Origin of the sequence: Leclercia sp. W17, assembly GCF_003336325.1 — a bacterium.
Lineage (GTDB): Bacteria > Pseudomonadota > Gammaproteobacteria > Enterobacterales > Enterobacteriaceae > Enterobacter.
This window is the reverse complement of the sequence record NZ_CP031101.1, coordinates 4,192,048-4,211,578: the sequence shown is the minus strand read 5'-3', so window position 1 is coordinate 4,211,578 and position 19,531 is coordinate 4,192,048. Positions and strand designations below refer to the sequence as shown.

17 protein-coding genes are annotated in these 19,531 nt (G+C 48.4%); all 17 read right to left on the bottom strand.

From position 1 onward, the window contains the following. Nucleotides 1-60: 60 nt before the first annotated feature. On the bottom strand, nucleotides 61-858 hold the full coding sequence (kdsA, locus tag DVA44_RS20910) for a 3-deoxy-8-phosphooctulonate synthase (protein WP_114388022.1): 798 nt from the start codon (nucleotides 856-858) through the stop codon (nucleotides 61-63). Nucleotides 859-878: 20 nt separating this feature from the next. Then, nucleotides 879-1,241, bottom strand: coding sequence for a tetratricopeptide repeat protein (locus tag DVA44_RS20905; protein WP_114388021.1), 363 nt, complete (start codon nucleotides 1,239-1,241; stop codon nucleotides 879-881). Nucleotides 1,242-1,300: 59 nt separating this feature from the next. After that, a protein-coding gene (locus DVA44_RS20900; protein WP_087451024.1) for an IS3-like element ISSen4 family transposase occupies nucleotides 1,301-2,421 on the bottom strand; the annotation gives its coding sequence in 2 pieces (ribosomal slippage) (nucleotides 1,301-2,163 and nucleotides 2,163-2,421; 1,122 coding nt in all). A gap of 33 nt (nucleotides 2,422-2,454) precedes the next feature. Then, nucleotides 2,455-3,279 carry a hypothetical protein gene (locus DVA44_RS20895; RefSeq protein ID WP_114388020.1) on the bottom strand — a complete coding sequence of 275 codons (825 nt, stop codon included), beginning with the start codon at nucleotides 3,277-3,279 and terminating at the stop codon, nucleotides 2,455-2,457. A 6-nt stretch (nucleotides 3,280-3,285) separates the two neighbouring features. Beyond that, nucleotides 3,286-6,567, bottom strand: a complete 3,282-nt coding sequence (locus tag DVA44_RS20890) for a glycosyltransferase family 29 protein (RefSeq protein WP_114388019.1) — start codon at nucleotides 6,565-6,567, stop codon at nucleotides 3,286-3,288. Nucleotides 6,568-6,802: 235 nt separating this feature from the next. Continuing rightward, nucleotides 6,803-7,798: an SIS domain-containing protein gene (locus tag DVA44_RS20885; RefSeq protein WP_114388018.1), complete on the bottom strand. Its 996-nt coding sequence runs from the start codon at nucleotides 7,796-7,798 to the stop codon at nucleotides 6,803-6,805. Between the two features lie 63 nt (nucleotides 7,799-7,861). Continuing rightward, the gene (locus DVA44_RS20880; RefSeq protein ID WP_114388017.1) at nucleotides 7,862-9,064 is read right to left on the bottom strand and encodes a sugar transporter; all 1,203 of its coding nucleotides are present in this window, start codon (nucleotides 9,062-9,064) and stop codon (nucleotides 7,862-7,864) included. Nucleotides 9,065-9,079: 15 nt separating this feature from the next. Further along, nucleotides 9,080-9,730, bottom strand: a complete 651-nt coding sequence (locus DVA44_RS20875; RefSeq protein ID WP_114388016.1) for an ABC transporter ATP-binding protein — start codon at nucleotides 9,728-9,730, stop codon at nucleotides 9,080-9,082. Nucleotides 9,731-9,739: 9 nt separating this feature from the next. Beyond that, nucleotides 9,740-10,483, bottom strand: a complete 744-nt coding sequence (locus tag DVA44_RS20870) for an ABC transporter permease (protein WP_246843585.1) — start codon at nucleotides 10,481-10,483, stop codon at nucleotides 9,740-9,742. Nucleotides 10,484-10,594: 111 nt separating this feature from the next. Further along, the gene (locus tag DVA44_RS20865) at nucleotides 10,595-12,358 is read right to left on the bottom strand and encodes a polysaccharide biosynthesis/export family protein (protein ID WP_114388015.1); all 1,764 of its coding nucleotides are present in this window, start codon (nucleotides 12,356-12,358) and stop codon (nucleotides 10,595-10,597) included. A 17-nt stretch (nucleotides 12,359-12,375) separates the two neighbouring features. After that, nucleotides 12,376-12,750, bottom strand: coding sequence for a hypothetical protein (locus tag DVA44_RS20860; RefSeq protein WP_114388014.1), 375 nt, complete (start codon nucleotides 12,748-12,750; stop codon nucleotides 12,376-12,378). Between the two features lie 486 nt (nucleotides 12,751-13,236). Next, nucleotides 13,237-13,749: a 4-hydroxyphenylacetate 3-monooxygenase reductase subunit gene (locus tag DVA44_RS20855; RefSeq protein WP_114388013.1), complete on the bottom strand. Its 513-nt coding sequence runs from the start codon at nucleotides 13,747-13,749 to the stop codon at nucleotides 13,237-13,239. Nucleotides 13,750-13,766: 17 nt separating this feature from the next. Beyond that, nucleotides 13,767-15,329, bottom strand: coding sequence for a 4-hydroxyphenylacetate 3-monooxygenase, oxygenase component (gene hpaB, locus DVA44_RS20850; protein WP_114388012.1), 1,563 nt, complete (start codon nucleotides 15,327-15,329; stop codon nucleotides 13,767-13,769). A gap of 219 nt (nucleotides 15,330-15,548) precedes the next feature. Beyond that, complete coding sequence (hpaA, locus tag DVA44_RS20845; RefSeq protein ID WP_114388011.1) at nucleotides 15,549-16,439, bottom strand: 4-hydroxyphenylacetate catabolism regulatory protein HpaA; 891 nt, start codon at nucleotides 16,437-16,439, stop codon at nucleotides 15,549-15,551. A gap of 9 nt (nucleotides 16,440-16,448) precedes the next feature. Beyond that, nucleotides 16,449-17,801 (bottom strand): 4-hydroxyphenylacetate permease, encoded by a 1,353-nt coding sequence (gene hpaX, locus DVA44_RS20840; RefSeq protein WP_114388010.1) that lies wholly within the window; start codon nucleotides 17,799-17,801, stop codon nucleotides 16,449-16,451. A 21-nt stretch (nucleotides 17,802-17,822) separates the two neighbouring features. Continuing rightward, nucleotides 17,823-18,620, bottom strand: coding sequence for a 4-hydroxy-2-oxoheptanedioate aldolase (gene hpaI, locus DVA44_RS20835; RefSeq protein ID WP_114388009.1), 798 nt, complete (start codon nucleotides 18,618-18,620; stop codon nucleotides 17,823-17,825). Between the two features lie 10 nt (nucleotides 18,621-18,630). Next, nucleotides 18,631-19,434 carry a 2-oxo-hept-4-ene-1,7-dioate hydratase gene (gene hpaH / locus DVA44_RS20830; RefSeq protein WP_103823153.1) on the bottom strand — a complete coding sequence of 268 codons (804 nt, stop codon included), beginning with the start codon at nucleotides 19,432-19,434 and terminating at the stop codon, nucleotides 18,631-18,633. Nucleotides 19,435-19,531 lie beyond the last annotated feature (97 nt).

Here is a 19,531-nt window from a genome sequence, read left to right as displayed (position 1 = left end):
GGATAAAGCAAAGGCGTATTACGTAATACGCCTTTTTCTTGGATTTCGAAGGAAAGGTAATTAAACCAATGTATCTTCGAGGAAACGGTGGGAGCGAGTAACGTGATCGATTTCTGCTAATAGGGTAAGCATCTCTTCCATCACAGTGAGAGGCAGCATGTTAGGACCATCACTCAATGCTTTTGCTGGCTCTGGATGCGTTTCCATAAAGAGGCCATCCACACCGACCGCCACGGCAGCACGGGCCAGAACCGGGACAAATTCACGCTGGCCGCCACTGGTAGCACCCTGTCCACCTGGTTGTTGTACAGAGTGTGTTGCATCAAAGACCACTTTACAGCCGGTACGACGCATAACCGGCAGGCCGCGCATATCAGAGATCAGGGTGTTGTAACCGAAGGACGTGCCACGGTCGCACAGCCAGATATCTTGGTTGCCTACTTCATGGCATTTCTTAACGACCTGCTCCATATCCCACGGCGCCTGGAACTGACCTTTCTTGATGTTTACAGGCTTGCCACAACGAGCGACACGCTGAATGAAATTGGTCTGACGTACCAGGAAGGCTGGAGTTTGCAGAACATCAACCACTGAAGCCACTTCTTCAACTGGCGTGTCTTCGTGCACATCGGTTAGTACACGTAAGCCATAGGTCTCCTTCACCTTTTGCAAAATTTGCAGACCGCGTTCCATACCTGGGCCACGGAAGCTGTCGGTGGAGCTACGGTTAGCTTTGTCAAAACTGGATTTGAAGATGTAATCCATACCCAATTTGTCGGTGATTTCTTTAATGCGTCCGGCAACATCCATTACGAGTTGTTCGGATTCAATGACGCAAGGTCCTGCTATAAGAAACACGATTAACTTTCCTTTGATGATTATAAAGATATGTCTTTAATTTTTTCAGAAGTTATTTTAATAACTAGCTGATATAAATCAATAAGTTCTTTTTTATATCTCTCATTCTTTTCTAATTCATAAGCACATTTAAGATGAGCTTCTGCAAGCTTAAAATCATTGTCTTGTTTATATATCAAACCTAGATGATGATGCGCTGGTGCATAAGAAGAGTCTATTTTTAGACATTCAGAGTAGTAATGAATTGATTTTTCAGGTTTTCCAACATGATTGTAAGCCATTCCTAATTCAAAAAAAGCATCACGATTATAAGCGTTGTTTTGAATGGAACGATTCAGATAAGGTAAAGCTTTTGCTGGTAGTTTTAATCTGGTTAGGATCATCCCATAATATAAATTATATAAGCTATTAGTTGACCTGCCCCCACGATTAGATACAACACTCAGTTAGTAACGTCGGAATCTTCATTCTCAGAATGACCCTTTCTCCAGCCCGCTGCAAATTCAGACGGTGTCTGATAATTCAGCGTGGAGTGCGGGCGGCATTCGTTATAATCCTGCCGCCAGTCATTAATAATTTTCCTGGCATGAACGATATCGCTGAACCAGTGCTCATTCAAACATTCATCGCGAAATCGTCCGTTAAAGCTCTCAATAAATCCGTTCTGCGTTGGCTTGCCCGGCTGGATTAAGCGCAACTCAACACCATGCTCAAAGGCCCATTGATCCAGTGCACGGCAAGTGAACTCCGGCCCCTGGTCAGTTCTTATCGTCGCCGGATAGCCTCGAAACAGTGCAATGCTGTCCAGAATACGCGTGACCTGAACGCCTGAAATCCCAAAGGCAACAGTGACCGTCAGGCATTCCTTTGTGAAATCATCGACGCAGGTAAGACACTTGATCCTGCGACCGGTGGAAAGTGCGTCCATGACGAAATCCATCGACCAGGTCAGATTGGGCGCCGCCGGACGGAGCAGCGGCAGACGTTCTGTTGCCAGCCCTTTACGACGTCTTCTGCGTTTTACGCCCAGGCCACTGAGGTGATAAAGCCGGTACACGCGCTTATGATTAACATGAAGCCCTTCACGGCGCAGCAACTGCCAAATACGACGGTAGCCAAAACGCCTGCGCTCCAGTGCCAGCTCAGTGATGCGCCCTGATAAATGCGCATCAGCAGCCGGACGGTGAGCCTCATAGCGGCAGGTCGACAGGGATAAACCTGTAAGCCTGCAGGCACGACGTTGCGACAGACCGGTCGCATCACACATCAACATCACGGCTTCCCGCTTCTGGTCTGTCGTCAGTACTTTCGCCCAAGAGCCACCTGAAGCGCCTCTTTATCCAGCATGGCTTCGGCAAGCAGCTTCTTGAGTCTGGCGTTCTCTTCCTCAAGCGACTTCAGGCGCTTAACTTCAGGCACCTCCATACCGCCATACTTCTTACGCCAGGTGTAAAACGTGGCATCGGAAATGGCATGCTTGCGGCAGAGTTCACGGGCGGGTACCCCAGCTTCGGCTTCGCGGAGAATACTGATGATCTGTTCGTCGGAAAAACGCTTCTTCATGGGGATGTCCTCATGTGGCTTATGAAGACATTACTAACATCGGGGTGTACTAATCAACGGGGAGCAGGTCATAGTGTGTGCGAAAGGCGAACTTATTGATTTTAAGATTTCATGTGCATTGTCAAAATCCCTCATTCTCAAAGAAACATAAGCATTATATAAAGCACATATGAATTTTTCATGATGGAGAATATCATAAGAAATGTGCGTAGATATTTTCTTATCAAAAGTAAGGGGATCGTTAGATAATAAATTAACTAATTCATTTATATTTATCACATTGTCACTAATAAACTTTGTGACATTATGATTAGAGTTTTTAATGTTGTAAATTTTAATATTTGGGGCGTCGGATAAAAAAGTTGCATTGTAAATGTCAATTATATCGGCATCGCCAACAAAAATATGATATTGAGTTTGGTCTCCGCTCTCATTTATTACTTTTGATAAATCTTCGTATCTGTAAGATATATCGGAAGGCATATGTAATTTACTGCGGCTAAAAGGAAGGCCAAGTTTAAATTCGGCACCAAAAATAATAACTATATTTGCGCTGCTTTTTGCCCCATATAAACCCGCACCATATCCTCCCATAGAACTACCGATACAAATTGTTTGGCCATTACCTTTATTTTTATCAAGCAAAAATTTAACACAATTTTGGATATTCTCATGGATGCCGGGAATTCCGCGTTGATACCAATCATTATCTTTAGAATTTATTAGTGTCAGATTAGCATCGGTTTCGGAAAGCAATTTATAAAACTGAAATTGGCCTGAAGGAATGTTAATTGCAGAAAACGCAAAAACATTATTGTCAGAATTTTTATCAACCTGCAGTACATAAGGGTTAGTCATAAATAATTACCATAAGCATTCTTTTTTTATTATTTCAATTTCTTTATCCCAATTATGAGAGTATTTTGCTTTTTGATTAACTTCTCCATTAGGCCCTTTTAACGCATTTTTTTTATCCAAACTAAAGCCATATATATTTGCTGAATTTATGCGGCCATTAAGTTCTTTAAGCCAAAATAAAACCTGTATACCACCACTAGGTGGAGATGAAATCTTTCTACTCAAAGTTTGATATATATCTTGAGGAACATTTGTTGCAGGGATTTTATTTTTATAAAAATCGTAAAAAAAGTCGTAAGCTGAAGGAGAACGATCTAGATGATTTGTCCCCGTAATAATAACAGATTTTATCGATGACAAAGATTTTCTTTCTACTTCTTCGAATGATGGAGATTTGACCCAAATATCGGTTTTAACGCCAACATCAGCCCTTCTATTTAATGATGTATCAAAACTATTAAATCTAATTACCAAGCCAGCATTGTTTATAGCTTTGCCTTTTTTGATACCTCGTTGATTGGGAGAGTTGCCGATTGTTTTTATATTTGATTTACTATTTTTGATCAGTGTTTCAATTTTATTTCTACTGTTTAGTATATGGAAAAAACAGTTATTCAGTTCAGTAATGTATGTCATTTCATCTTGTGGTAAAGAACTAAGGTAGTTCTTATCATTATAGATCAATGTTGCCAGCCTTAAGTATTGTTTTTTTCTAAAAATATCGGGCTGTTTATTTAAACATGACTTGGCGATGCTAATTGCGTCATTGTAATTCCCACTCTCACAAAGTATAGACGCGATATCAAACTTCATAGCATCACTGAGATGTTTCACGCTAGCGCTCTTCGCAAACTTAATCATATCTTTGTTTACGCCAAAGTATATCCATTTTGTTCTATAGTATAAGTAAGCTATTTCTGGAATATATTTTTCAATATGTCTTATGGTTTTGTATGTTTTATCTAACTCAAAACCAATGATCTTTTTTGAAACCAATGGTTTAATTAAGCCAGAGAATAGCCAAGCGTTGGCTTTGGGACTGATGCTAAGTACTTTGGTTAATTTTTTATGATTTTTGATAGCGAAATCTTGAGTGAATTTTTTGGGCGTTCGTACTAGTTTTCTGAACTTATTCTTTGTTTTCACCAAAGCATTTAACTTCTTTGTTTCCTTTGTATCAGTTTTGGATATAGTAGGCTTAGCAAGAATAACTGGTGAGCTTGAAGGGGATATATTCATTATTGACTCGACAATAGGGTAAAGAGATAGAGCTTGTTTCTGTATATCTTTATCTTGATAAAAATCAGAAACAGAAAATTGCCGTTCTCTCAAGAATCTTAAGAATTCTTGTCTTCTTTCTCTGTTAAATTCAATATAGTTAAGCCATTTTTCTTGAAGTTCATCTTTATCTCTATGACACTCTGTAACAATTCCTTTGTTCTCAAATAGACCATATCCAAGTGAATATATATTAATAGGATATGATAATGCTTCTATTATTATAGTTGAATTAACCGCTATTAGAGCGTCAACCGACTTAAGTGTGTCATGAGAATTGATATTGATATCATAAATTGTATTTTCTAAAAATTCAACATTGTAGTCATTAGGATCACGTGGGTGTTTCCTGACTATTAATTTCATGTCTGCGGGGAGTATACTTCTGATATGTGCTATTAAATCTTGGTGTAGAAGTTGAAGCGGGTATGATTCTTTTTGTAAAGTAGTATCACCTGGTAACTGTAAAGCAAGCAATACAGTTTTAAATGAGAATGCATGAACTTCTTGATCTGAATTATAATTATATTTATGCGTTAATTTTTCTAGGGAAGAGTGTCGGATGCTACTTCTATAGTTCGCACCAGTACTATCGAAATAAATATTATTTTTTTGTGGGAGCCAGCCTAGTTCTGAATATACGATAGGAGGGTTACCTGTTAATTTTATAGCTTTTATTGAATCGTCAAAAGCAGAGGTATTTCCATTAAAGACAAATACAACAGGATCATTTAATTTAGAAAAATCATCAATTAGTTGCCTTGTATTAAAACGCCAGTCATATACTTTAAAATTATTAGGGGATATGGGGAACCTATGATCAAATTTAGAATTATATCCAAGTGGTTTTCTCGATATGAATGTATAGTTGCTAATAACACTGCCGATAAGAGAGCCCCACATCTCTTCAGCATGTTCATTCATCATTGAAAAACCAAAAGTATTAATTCCATTTTCAAGATAATTTATAACAGCTTGCTTATATATATTGTTAATATTTTCCCTTGTAGGTGTATATTTTTTGTTATTAAAATTAAAACTATTGTTAATTATTTTTCCTGTAATTATGCTTTTAACTGCCTCAATATATTTTGCATTATTTTCATTGATAAAATGATTTATTTTTTCTTCACTGATTAATGGTGCTTCGAGCTTATCTAAAATAGTGGCAGAGTAACTTATGATATCTTCATAATTAATTAATGAAAGCAAGTCTTCTGGATAGCACTCTGAAAATCCACCGACATCCCAAGTTATTACATGACAACGACAGCTAATGGCTTCAGCTGCGACAAGGCTGAAACTTTCGAAACGACTGGTTATTGCACAAACTTTAGCTCTTTTTAAATATTCAAGTTTATCATCGTTATTTAACCAGCCTAAAATTTCTATACTACATTTAATACCTTTTAATCTAAAGCACTCAAATTGCTCAGCGGTTACACCTATTAGTACTACACGAATTTTGGAAGGCAAGTGTGAAAGTATTTTTGCAAATAAATCTATACCTTTAACATTATCTGCTCGTCCAATAAAAATAATATCTATATCCTTTTGGCTACAATCCTGAAAAGAAAATGGAATAGGATTAGGGTAGGAATAGCAATCAATATTTTTTAAATTATATGCATTTGAATTTACTACACTTGGAGAACTTACAAAATTTGCGGAGCGTGCTGAATTGCACTCCCTATTAAAACGTTGTTTGTTTTGCGTAATACCATTTATTTCTTGTAATAAAAGCGACGGAGCATGTAATCTCACATGCCTGATAAAAGAAGTTGGAGTGTTATAAAATAAGCCCCAGGCATCGGGTATTTCCACAATTGATGCGGTATTTCCAATAATATCGACTATTTTTTTTTCTAAATCAACAGGCTTCAAATTATCATGATTATCAATTACAGTAACATCTATCCCATTTTTTAGCAACAAATCATGGGCACTGCTAACATAGTTAGTTATACCATTATTTTTATTTGAAAAAGGGCTTACGAGATAGTATTTCATAGTGTGTGTTAAGATTTGAAAAAATTGGGGTTAAATAAACCTATGCATATCCATATTAAAATTTTTAGTACTTAATTCCTTATATATAAGCTATAAAAATAGCATTGAATTAAGCCTAAGCATTGTAAATATGTATCGATGTTTATTACTATTGATTATGAACTTTCTTTGCTAGGAAGTAGCTAATTATTATATGCGTATACCAAGCTATTTACTATCCTATAGCATTTAGGTTCTAGTTATAAAATTCTACAACTCCGACTGGAGTGTTGCCTTCATCTACTACTAAGAGCTGTTTAATTTGATGTAGTCTCATTATTTCTTCCGCATCACTTAACATTGAATGCTGTGATGCGGTTATAGGACTTTGTGTCATGATGTCTTGTGCTTTAAAAGTATTTAGATCAAAGTCATTACGTGCCATAGCTCGTCGCAGATCTCCATCAGTAATAACCCCTATCAAATTACTGTCTTTCATGACGAGAGCGATGCCATGTTGATCTTGAGTCATATCAACGATGACGTCTTTTAAGGCTGCTTCAGGAAGAACTCTGGTTAGTCGTTCACTCATTACATCTTTTAAACGGGTCAGCAAACGGCGACCTAAACTACCACCAGGATGGAACCGGGCAAAATCATTGGGCATAAAGCGGCGTTTACTTATCAGTGCTGATGCCAAAGCATCACCAATCGCCATAGTCAAAGTCGTAGAGGTAGTAGGCGCTAAGTTGTTGGGGCAGGATTCACTTTGCATTTTTATTTCTAATACTGCATCAGCGTTCTTAGCCAGCGTGGATTGTAAGCCGCCCGTGATAGCGATAATACGGTTACCAAAATTTTTCAGTGAAGGGATGAGTTTTAAAATCTCATCAGTTTCGCCGCTATTTGAAATTAAAATAACCACATCATCACAAGTGATCATTCCCAGATCACCATGAAACGCTTCCGCAGGATGTACAAAAAAACTAGGCGTACCGGTGGAAGCAAGCGTTGCAGACATTTTACGCCCTACGTGGCCGGATTTTCCCATACCACAGATAATGACATGGCCCTTGCATTGAAGCATCAAAGAAAGGGCTAGCTTGTATTGCGCTTTGTTAAATTGTTCCGACAAAGTCAGCAACGTCTCACCCTGTTGCTTTAATGTCTGTTTAATGCTTTCAGTAATGTCCCCATCAAAGGGAACTTCATCATAAAAACTGCGAACATCCACTGTCTGTTGGTTTTTCATAATGTTAATTTCTCGGATAAGCTACATTGAAAATAAGGATATTAATTTTATTCTAAAGGTGGGTTAGTCCTGGTGCTCACGCAGCGTAGCAAGGCCCATCACGATCAGCCCATACATTAAACACAGCAGTACTCCGATGGTTGCCAGGTTATAGAGGCGTCGAGGGTACTCAGCATCTTGAGCAAGGGTAGGCTGGCTCACCACAAGCAAGTGTTTCAGCTTGCGGTACGCCTCAACCCGAGCTTGTTCCAGGCTGATAAGACCGCTTTTATAAAGATCCGCCGCTAAAGTTGCCTGCGTTTGAACATCCATATAGCGAGCGGTTACTTCGTTCATTGCATCTTGATCGGTACCAGTAAGTCTGGCTTTTTCCTGCGCCAGCTGCTCAGTTAAGGCCTCGGCTCTGGCCTTAACAGAAATGACAGCGGGAGCCGTATCCTTCATATAACTCTGCAATTGTTTCAGTTGCGCTTGCTGGCTTGCCAGTTCGCTTTCGATCTGGCTGACCACACCCAGACGGGCAGTACTGGTTGATTCAGGGCTAATCAGGTTATGTTTATTCTGGAAATCAAGAACCTTCGCTTTTTCATCCTGAACACGCTGATAGGCACGATCGACTTCCTTTTCAACAAAGGCCAGTTGTTCCAGCGCGACCTGATGGCCGAGTTTATTGATAAAACCCTCTGATTCCTTAAGCATCAGGTTTACTACGCGTTGACCATAACCAGGATCAAATGCTTGCAGCTCAACCGTTAACACACCCGAGAGGTCATCGAGACGTAATGACAGATGATTCCGGTAATATTTAAGGAAATCCTCCTGGCTTACATCACCTGATAAGCGAGAAAAATAATCAATGTCATGGCTTTGATAATGTGCTTTCAGACCCAACTCTTTATCCAGTTTTGCAAGCATATCTGGAGAGTTAAGATAATCTTGAACCAGCAATACATCTTCATGATTGCTTCCACCGATGCCCAGCATTGACAGTGCGTCAGGCAACATTTTTATTTGATCTGCTTGTTTAATGACTAATTGCGCCCGGCTCACATACCGATCTGACGCAATTAAACCAAAATAGAGAACAGCGACTGCAAAACAGGCGACTACCCACATAAAACTGCCGAGCTTAAGGCTATGCTTCCATGAGCGCTGAGCAAGTCGGAACCCGCTGGAGTCGACGATAAAATGTTTTGGTTTGGTTTTTAACTTGCGCAGCTTACGCATCATTCCTGATGCTTTATTGGAACGAATTGGTTGGGTCATGATTTTATCGGTTGTTTACAAATTCTGATAAATGCGGATGGCGTCGTCAATATTATCAAACACCTCAAGAGCGCTGTTGCGCAGCAAAATCCCCATATCGCATTGTTGACGTAAATTTTTCATATCGTGCGATACCATGATTAAGCTGGCGGTCTCGCGTTTTTGGTTAAATACATCAATACATTTCTGCTTAAAGCGGGCATCACCCACTGACATAATTTCGTCGGTCAGGTAGATTTCGAAATCAAAGGCCATGCTCACGGCAAAAGAGAATTTTGATCTCATACCGCTGGAGTAGCCCTTAATCGGCAGTTCAAAATGCTGACCGATTTCAGAGAACTCTTTTACCCACTCCTCGATAGCCTGAGTGTCACGTACGCCATGAATACGGCAAACAAAGCGGGTATTTTCCCGCCCGGTCATACTTCCCTGAAAGCCTCCGTTCAGAGCAAGGGGCCACGAGACGCGACAATGGCGGGTCACTTTGCCCTTATTAGGCATATCCATGCCGCCCAGCAGACGTAAGAGGGTGGATTTACCCGCGCCGTTGACGCCCAAAATACCGATATTGCGATCGCGTGGAAGCGTAATACTTACGTCACGCAAAACATAATTTCGGCCAAACTTAGTGGGGTAATACTTGGAAACGTTATCCAGAACAATCATGTTATCCCCTTAGCTGGCAATTAGGCGGCGATGGCTCAGGCGATAACTGCTCATAGCAAAGGTTAGCAGTATCAGCGTCACCCCGAACAGATACGTCCAACTGGCATTCGGGCTAGCGTAGCCAGCGATCCAGCCAGAGCGTATTAACTCAAGGGCGTGTACCAGCGGGTTCCATAAAAACCAGTGTTGATACTGTGGCGGGATGCTTGCGAGGGGATACATAACGCAGGAGATAAACATTAACGGCATCATTATCAATCCGAGGAATTTTTCAGCCTCGTTAACTAGGTTGCCCGTAATGCAAAAGACGATGCCCAATGAAAAGGAAAAAATCATCAACAGCATATAGATAAGAATGACTTGCAGCGGGTCAGCAGGTACGGCATCAAACCCAAACCATAATAATCCCAGTATCAGGATGCCCCCGACCATCATCCCAACAATAGTCTCAAGGATAAAACGGGCGATAAAAGTGGAAAACGGCGTCACCTGGCGGTAGCAGAACAAACCTTTGTTAGCATTGACCGCTGACTGGAGTTTGCTCACCACATTTTTAAAAAAGATGAACGGCAAATAACCCGCGGTGATAAAAAGTGGTGCAGGTGCGCCACCAAACCCACTGTGCCCGCGCATCCCAAAAATTGCGCTAAACAGACCAATCATCAACAGCGGATCCAACAGCGCCCAGGCATACCCCAGCCGGTAGCTCCCAAATCTCGTTTTCAGTTCACGGATAAGCAGGCCAAACGTCACATCCCTCAGCACCTGTAACGAGCTGCGGGGCGTTTGGTTGAGAACAGGTTTAAGCATAAGAAGGCCGATATCACAGAACGAGCCCGCGAGGGGGCGAGCCCGCATTGAGGTTTAGTTCAGGACCACGTTGGCCGCCACGGCAACCTGATAGATGACCTGGGTGATGTCCTTGATGGACTGCATCATTTTGCTGTCCACTTTCGGCATGACCAGAATCTGATCGCCTGGCATAACATCACCGCCGTCTTTAAACTCCATCAGCCCGTTGGCATGCACCACGGCAATGCGCTTGTCGTTCGCACGGTCGGTATAGCCGCCCGCCCAGGCCACGTAGTCTTCCAGACTGGCGCTTTTGTTGTAGACCACCGCCTGCGGCATCATCACTTCGCCACCCACCTGAATCAGGTCGGTTTTGTTCGGGATCACAATCTGGTCGCCCTGTTCCAGCAGGATGTTGGCGATCACGCCCTTATCCGCCACCACCACTTTACCCAGCGGCTGAACCTTGCGGGCTTTTTCCACAAAGCGCATCACCAGCTCGGCTTCTTTGGTTCGGATGGAGGCTTCACCGTCAGAATTAGCTGGCGCGGTAAACACGCTGCGCTCCAGACGGTTAAGGGAGTCTTCCAGCATCTCTTTCTGCCGCGCGGCCACGCTCTTACGCATAATGTAGATCGAGCCGTAATCCGCCATGTTCGGATCAATCGGGATATGGTTCAGCAGATCGTGCAGACGGGTCTCTTTACGCACGGTGAAGTAAGATGGCCCGCGATAGCTGCCCATCACCTGCACGTCGTACACCTGCGCATGCATGTCGTCGTTGAACAGCACCTTGTCGCCGTCGCTCAGCTGAACGCGGTCGAAATCTTTATATGGCATATAGACCGAGAACGGGCCGTTGGAGCGATCGCCAATCACGCCCACGTGGCTCACTTTGGCGAGGGGCAGGGCGTAATCGATCAGTTCCGAGCCGAGCGCAGTGCTGTTCTTCAGCTCAAAGCGGAACGGGTTACGCACTTTACCGGCCACGTTGATCATCGGCCCCTGCGGTTCCACCAGGATCACGTCCTGATCTTTGAGGGACAGCTTCGGCATTTTGCCCTGCTGCATAAACTCATACAGGTCGATCTGCTGGATCACACGGTTCTGACGTAACACCTTAATGTGACGATAGCTTCCGCGATCGGAGTCGATGCCGCCAGCGCGTTTCAGGAAATATAAAACGCTGTCGGAAGATTGTCCGGCATATTGCCCAGGGCGGATTACTGGCCCGGTGACATATACGCTGACCGGCGTCGCGGTAAGTAAATTAACGTAAACATTTACGTTATTGGTGAATACTTCGCTGATATGGCTGGTGACTAAGTTATTGACTTTACTCGCTGCCACATTTTTGACATTTATTGGCCCGACATCAGGAATGAAAATATTGCCCTGATTATCAACGGTGACCACGTTGGAGAAATTAACCGCGCCCCAGATCCAGATATTCAGCTTATCGCCGGGAGCGATCAGATAATTATCGTTTAAGCCGTCGCTGCGCTCGGTTTCATAACCACCGGCAAACAGGTTGGCACCGTACGGAGGGGGAAGGCCGGACTCGGACTGCGGCAGTAATTTACGCACGTCGGACTCGCCCGGCAGTAACATGCCCTGGCGGTTTTGCTGCGCGAAAGTACCGGTAGTGGAGGAGGTATTGGCCTGGCCGCTCATCGCCTGCTCGCCGCCAAGCTGCAGTCGGCCATCGCCGTTATCTGCCGGGGCGTTCATCCCAAAAGCCTGGGCTTCTTGCTGGGTGGGGGCGGCTAAAGATGCGCAGGAGACGCAGGCCAGCAACAGGACGGCACTCAATTGCCGTAAATTCGTTATCTTCACAACATTTCTCTTCAAAATTATTGCACGGCAAGCAGGTTACTGGCGGAAGCCTGTTCCAGCTGCGGTACCAGATACCAGGTATCACCGTTTTTACAGGTCACACCGCGCTGCGACTGGTTGTAGCTGCGATTACGCAGCAGTTCTATGCATTCCAGCCCCAGGGCGGAGACATAACGCTGACCCAGAATCCAGGTATTGCCATTCGCGCTGAGCGCGGCGCCTTGCGGCAGGGTGTTCAAAGGTTGTTGCAGATTGGCTGCCATAGCCTGGAGGTTGGTCGAAGCAGTCTGATTGACAAGTGGTCGGGATGCTTCAACCTGCTTCGGTGAATATGCGCAGCCACTCAGCATGAGGGCGAGCGAAATCACCAGAAGGCGAGTTGCGTTCTTCATAGATCAATATTTTCCAACAAATCAGTAACTGGAAGGCGAAATAAAATGTCGATGGTAATCAACCGCGCTTAATAGCTACGCAGTTGAGGTGTCATGCAGGCGCAGGAAAAGCAAAAAACGCAGAATTAAGGCAAGGAACGCCAAAAAAAGAGTAGGCTACCGCACGGAAATGGACGATTCCGGTTAAAATGTGCGCAGTTTTTACTGTAGTGTCACAAGGGGACTATTCAGTAAACAACTAATATGGATTTTATTATTCACTAAAATGTTTGTACGCAGAAGATTACATAATTAGAGGGTTTCTGTCATTGGAATTTCATTCGTTTTTGTCACTAAGCATTATCCGAAAGCACACAACTATTAACTTTGGTGGGGGATGGGAAAAATAGGATGAATTATGAAATATAACTTTCGTAAATATTTCTAAGTGAAATTAAATAGTATAAAAAAACGCCAATTGCGGTCGCAACTGGCGTGGAGAGAATATTAAACGGTTATTTCTTGTTCGATTAAGACCGGATGAAATCTGCGCTTAAAGTAAATCAGCCCGTGTCCCTCCTGGCTCAGGTGGATGTTTTTGATCTCCACCAGGTAGACCAGATGGGTTCCGATGGTCTGCACCTGGCTAATCTCACCTTCCAGACTTGCCAGCGCCCCCTTTAATACCGGCTGGGCCAGCACGCCTTTCTGCCAGCAGGAGAGGGTGAACCGCTCCTCCATGGCCATGCCGGTCATTCCGGCAAAGTGGCGCGCCATTAGCTCCTGCTCGTGATTGAGCACATTAATACAGAGCTTGCCGTTACCCTGAAAAACCGGGTTCATGGCGCTGCTGGTATTCAGGCACACCATCACCGAGGGGGGCGTATCCGTTACCGAGCAGACGGCGGTAGCGGTGATGCCGCAGCGTCCGGCTTCACCATCGGTGGTAATCACATTGACCGCCGCAGAGAGGCTGGCCATCGCGTCGCGAAAACGCAGACGTTGTTCATCATGTTGCATCTTGAGCTCCCGCTGCCTTATTTCAGCAGCTTGTCCAGCAGGTTGATATCGGTGTTATTGTGCAGGTGCGGAACCGTCCAGCCGTTCTGGTCATATTCAGACAAACAGCGGTCGACCATCGCCATCATTTTGTCCATGTTGCCGGAGGTCTGCGCCTGGCGCAGGCACTGCAGGCGGATTTCATCCTGGCTACCGGAGTAGTTGATCTCGTACAGCTCATGACGACCGCCAAACTCGCTGCCGATGGCATCCCACATCAGTTTTAAAATCTTGATGCGCTCCACGTGGTCCATGCCGTTGGAGCCACGCACATATTTCGCCAGGTATTTGTCGATCTCCGGATTGTTCAGATCGCGGGCGCTGGACGGCAGGTAGATCAGACCGCTGGTGACGTTACGCTCGATGATGTTTTTGATCTTCGCGTAGGCCATCGGCGCCATCACGCGGTAGGTTTGCAGCGCCGCGTGGTCCGGCAGGTAGGCGCCGTTCACCCACGGTGTGGCTTCTGAGCACATGGAGTCGCTGAGCGCCCAGAACATGTTGCGCCAGGCCACTACTTCGCCGAGGTCGGCCTGCACGCCGCGGAACTCGGCGGTGCCGGTACATTCAAGCGACTTTTTCAGCAGCCCGGTGATGAAGTCGAGTTTCACTGCCAGACGTACGCACGCCTGCAGCGGATACATGCGGGCGAAGCCGCCTTCCATGGTCCAGCGACGGCAGCGGTCAAAGTCGCGGTAGATCAGTACGTTCTCCCATGGGATCAGCACATTATCCATCACCAGAATGGCATCGTTCTCGTCGAAGCGGCTGGTGAGCGGGTAGTCGTAAGGGGAGCCGGTCGCGCCTGCTACCAGCTCGTAGGAGGCGCGGGAGATCAGCTTCACCCCTTCGGCATCCATCGGGGCGACAAACATCAGGGCGAAGTCGGGGTTATCCCCCATCACCTGCGCCGAGCCAAAACCGATCATGTTGTAGTGGGTCAGCGCCGAGTTGGTGGCAACCACCTTCGCGCCGCTGACGATGATCCCGGCGTCGGTCTCTTTCTCCAGCTTGATGTAGACATCTTTCACTTCGTCAGCCGGTTTATGGCGATCGATCGGCGGGTTGACGATGGCGTGGTTAAAGTAGAGACCGCTCTCCTGAATACGGGTGTACCAGTTGCGGGCGTTCTGCTCGAACTGACCATAAAACGCCGGGTTCGCCCCCAGCGCACAGCCAAAGGCCGCTTTGTAATCCGGGGTGCGCCCCATCCAGCCGTAGCTCAGGCGTGACCACTCGGCGATGGCATCGCGCTGCTGACGCAGATCGTTGGCACTTTTCGCCACGCGGAAGAACTTATGGGTGTAACCGCCGCTGCCGGTATCGGTGTTCCAGCAGAGCGTGTCCTGCATGTCAGGTTTGTGCAGCGCATCGTACAGCTGTGCGACCGAGGCCGCCGCATTGCGAAACGCCGGATGGGTGGTCACATCTTTCACGCGCTCGCCGTAGATATAGATCTCACGACCATCCTGCAGGCTTTTCAGATACTCTTCGCCGGTTAACGGGCGTTGGGTGCTCGCGCGGAAATCTTCAGGTTTCATAGGGACCTCGTATCGGAATAGGTTTGTTAAATTTATGTGTTCTTTTTGTTGTTTAATTGAAGCGTGAGAGCGGCTAGACGTGAAGGGACGAATAGGTCAACGACGGGTACTTTTCAGAGAGTTATGAGATTTGTGATCGGGGTGGGTTTTGCCGGGTGGTGCAGCGCTTACCCGGCCTACAATCCGTAGCCCCGGTAAGCGCGGCGCCACTTGGGAAATTCACGACACCGGCACTTTCTGTGCCCGATACTTGCTTGGCGAACACCCCACTAAGCGATTAAAAAACCGCGCGAAATAGGCCGGGTCTTTGAATCCCAGCTGCCAGGCAATCTCATTCACGGCGCTGTCGGAGAAGACCAGCAGCCGCCTGGCTTCGCGCAACTGGCGGTCGAAGATGAGCCGTTTCGGCGGCCGGTTGGCGAAACGGCGGCAGATGTCGGTCAGCCGCGATTCGGTGAGGTGCAGTTCGCTGGCATATTCCGGTACCGTCCAGTGCTGGTGGAAGTGCGCGTCAACCAGCTGAGTAAAGTGCTGGAACAGTTTCAGTTCACCGCGCATGCCGTAGGCCTCGTGATCGTCGAGCTTTGCGTTGCGCAGCAGCAGGGTGAACACCGCCTGCGCCAGCAGCGCCAGGGTGTGCTCCCGCCCGGGAAGCTGGGCGGTGGATTCGCGTTCAATCAGCCGCCAGTAATGAGAAAGCGCCGCCAGCTCATCGGGTTTATCGGCCAGCGATAAGCAGATGCCCGGCAGCCCGAAGGTCTCCCGGGTGCCGGGGTAGAGCACTTCCAGCAGCGGCCAGATCAGATCTTCATGCACCGTCAGCACGTGCCCGTCGCTGTCCGATTCAGTGAAAAATGCGTGCGGCACCGAGGGCGGGGTGAGGACAAACAGCGGGGCCTGCACCGAGTAGCGGTGATCGTCCAGCTGCAGCTCAATCTGCCCGGTATCAAGAAAGTGCATCTGAAAATAGCGGTCATGGCGATGGGCCTGCATATCGCGGCCAAAAAAGGCCGCCATACGCGCAAAGGACTGGTAATGCACATCGTCCGTTCCCAGGCTCTCGTCGTACTCTTTGCTGATGTCGATATTGGTAATCGGGCTCTGGCACATAACCGCTCCTCAATGGATCTTCTGCGTCGCCATGTCCGGCACGTTTGCACGGCTCTCCTGCCGGGTCATCGGAATACGCGTCAGCACCAGCGCACCCACCACCAGCAGCCCGGCCACGAACCACAGCCCGGAGCTGAAGCTGCCGGTGGCGTCGCGCAGAATGCCAATCAGCAGCGGGCTGACGGCAGATCCGGCGTTGCCGATGGCGTTGATCACCGCCAGCGCCACCGCCCGGGAGTGCAGGCTAATAACCTGATCTGGCGTGGTCCAGAAGATCGCCATGGCGGTAAACGATCCGGTTGAGGCCATGATGATGCCAAGCAGCTGGATCAGGCTGTGATCGGTCGCCGACGCCAGCAGCCATCCCGCCGCCGCAAAAAGGTACGGCAGGATGGTGTGCTTTTTTCGCTCTTTCAGCCTGTCGGAGCGACGGCTCCACCAGATCATCCCGAGGATGGTGCAAAACTGCGGGATCGCCGCCAGCAGGCCGATCACGATATTGCTGCTGCCGGTGTTGAAGCTTTGCAGGATCTGCGGCGTCCAGATGTTGATGGCGCTGAGCGTGTTGGTCAGACAGAAATAGGCCAGGGTGTAGAGCAGTACCGCCGGGGTCAGCACTTCACGCAGCGTTGAGCGCGGCGTGGCGGCGTGTGCCACGGCGTTCTCCTGCTCGCGGGCGATCATCGTTTTCAGGGTCTGCTTCTCTTCGTCGTCCAGCCAGGTGGCCTGATCCGGCGTGTCGTTCAGGAAGAACCAGGTCACCACCCCAAGCACCACCGACGGCAGACCTTCCAGCAGGAACAGCCACTGCCAGCCCTTCAGGTTCCACAGCCCGTCCAGCGCCAGAATGTAGCCGGAGAGGATCGAGCCCAGCATCATGGTCACCGGCATGGCGATCATAAAGAGCGCGTTGGCGCGGGCGCGGTGATAGGCGGGGAACCACCAGGTGAGATAGACCAGAATGCCCGGCAGGAAACCGGCTTCGGCAATGCCCACCAGCATGCGCAGCACATAGAGAGTTTCGGGGCTGGTGGCGAACATGGTGCAGGTCGAGGCGATGCCCCACACCACCATGATCCCGGCGATCCAGCGGCGCGCGCCAATCTTCGCCAGCATGATATTGCTGGGGATCCCGCACAGCACGTAGGTGACGTAAAAGAGCGTTGCGGCCAGGCCAAACATGGTGGAGGTGAGGCCCAGATCTTTGCCCATCGTCAGCCCGGCAAAGCCGATATTGATGCGGTCAAGGAACGAGAAGACAAAGAGAATAAAGAGAAACACGATCAAACGACGAAACAGCTTATTGATGACGCGATGTTCAACGGCTTTTTTATTATCAGGGTGCAGGGTAGAGGTCGTCATGTTGCGCTCCACAGTGTCCGTTCAATAGACGGATTTATTGTTATTAACTGACGTAACCGGTTTATCGATAAAGCGTGCCGCCAGCGCTTCGGCGCCGCGGGCGAGCAGGGTGGTGTCCACGCCGACGGCGACAAACAGCGCCCCGAGTTCGAGATAGCGTTTCGCCAGCTGCTCGTTCGCCATCAGGATGCCGGGCGCTTTGCCCGCAGCACGGATCTGCGCGATCGCCTGTTCGATGGCGGCCTGCACCTCCGGATGCTGTGGATTACCAGCAAAGCCCATATCGGCGCTGAGGTCCGCCGGGCCGATAAACACCCCGTCGACGCCCTCCACATCCAGGATCTGCGGCAAATTTTTCAGCGCCTCGCGGGTTTCAATCTGTACCAGCACGCACATGGCGTCGTTGGCCTGATGCAGGTAATCGGGAATGCGATTCCAGCGTGACGCGCGGGCCAGGGCGCTGCCGACGCCGCGAATACCCGCAGGCGGGTAGCGGGTTGCGCGCACCGCCTGCCGCGCTTCGTCGGCATTCTGCACCATCGGCACCAGCAGGGTTTGCGCTCCTACGTCCAGCAGCTGTTTGATCTGCACCGGATCGTTCCACGACGGGCGCACCACCGGCTGGCTGGGGTAGGGGGCGATGGCCTGGAGCTGGGTGAGGACGGTCTGCACACTGTTAGGGGCGTGCTCGCCGTCGATCAGCAGCCAGTCGAAGCCGGCGCCCGCCAGCAGTTCGGCGCTGTAGCTGCTGGTCAGCCCCAGCCATAAACCGATCTGGGGTTTGCCTGCTTGCAGTGCCGCTTTAAATGCATTTCCCATAGTCGTCTCCTTACACAAAGCGGCAACTGATAGAGCCCATGTTGCCGTAGTCCACATGGAAGGTATCGCCCTTGCTCGCCGCGACCGGGCGGGTAAAGGAGCCGCCGAGAATGATCTGGCCGGGTTCCAGCTGCACGTCGTAGGGCGCCAGCTTGTTCGCCAGCCACGCCACGCCGTTGGCCGGGTGGTTGAGCACGCCAGCGGCAACGCCGGTCTCTTCGATCACGCCGTTGCGGTAGAGCAGGGCTGAGATCCAGCGCAGATCCAGCTCGTCCGGGCGGATCGGGCGGCCACCGAGGATCACCCCGGCGTTGGCGGCGTTATCGGAGATGGTGTCGAACACTTTGCGCGGGCGCTGGGTTTCCGGATCGATGTTGTGGCAGCGGGCGTCGATCAGCTCCAGCGCGGGGATGACGTAATCTGTGGCGTTGTAGACGTCGAACATCGTGCAATTCGGGCCGCGCAGCGGTTTCGCCAGCACGAAGGCCAGCTCCACCTCAATGCGTGGGACGATAAAGCGATCGGTGGGGATATCGCTGCCGTCGTGGAAGAACATGTCATCCAGCAGGGCGCCGTAGTCCGGCTCGCTGATCTGCGAGCTGGCCTGCATCGCTTTCGAGGTGAGGCCGATCTTGTGGCCTTTCAGGGTGCGGCCTTCGGCGATTTTCAGGCTCACCCATTCGCGCTGGACGGCGTAGGCGTCGTCGATGGTGATCTGCGGGTAATCCAGCGAGATCGCACGGATCTGCTCCCGGGTCTGTTCCGCCTGATGCAGGCGATGGGCAATCAGGGTATGGGTCTGTTTGTCGAGCATGGCGATATCCTGTTTTGCCGGGTGGCGCTACGCTTACCCGGCCTACGGTTGATGCTGCTGTTTGCCGGGTGGCGCAGCGCCACCGAGCATGAGGGCG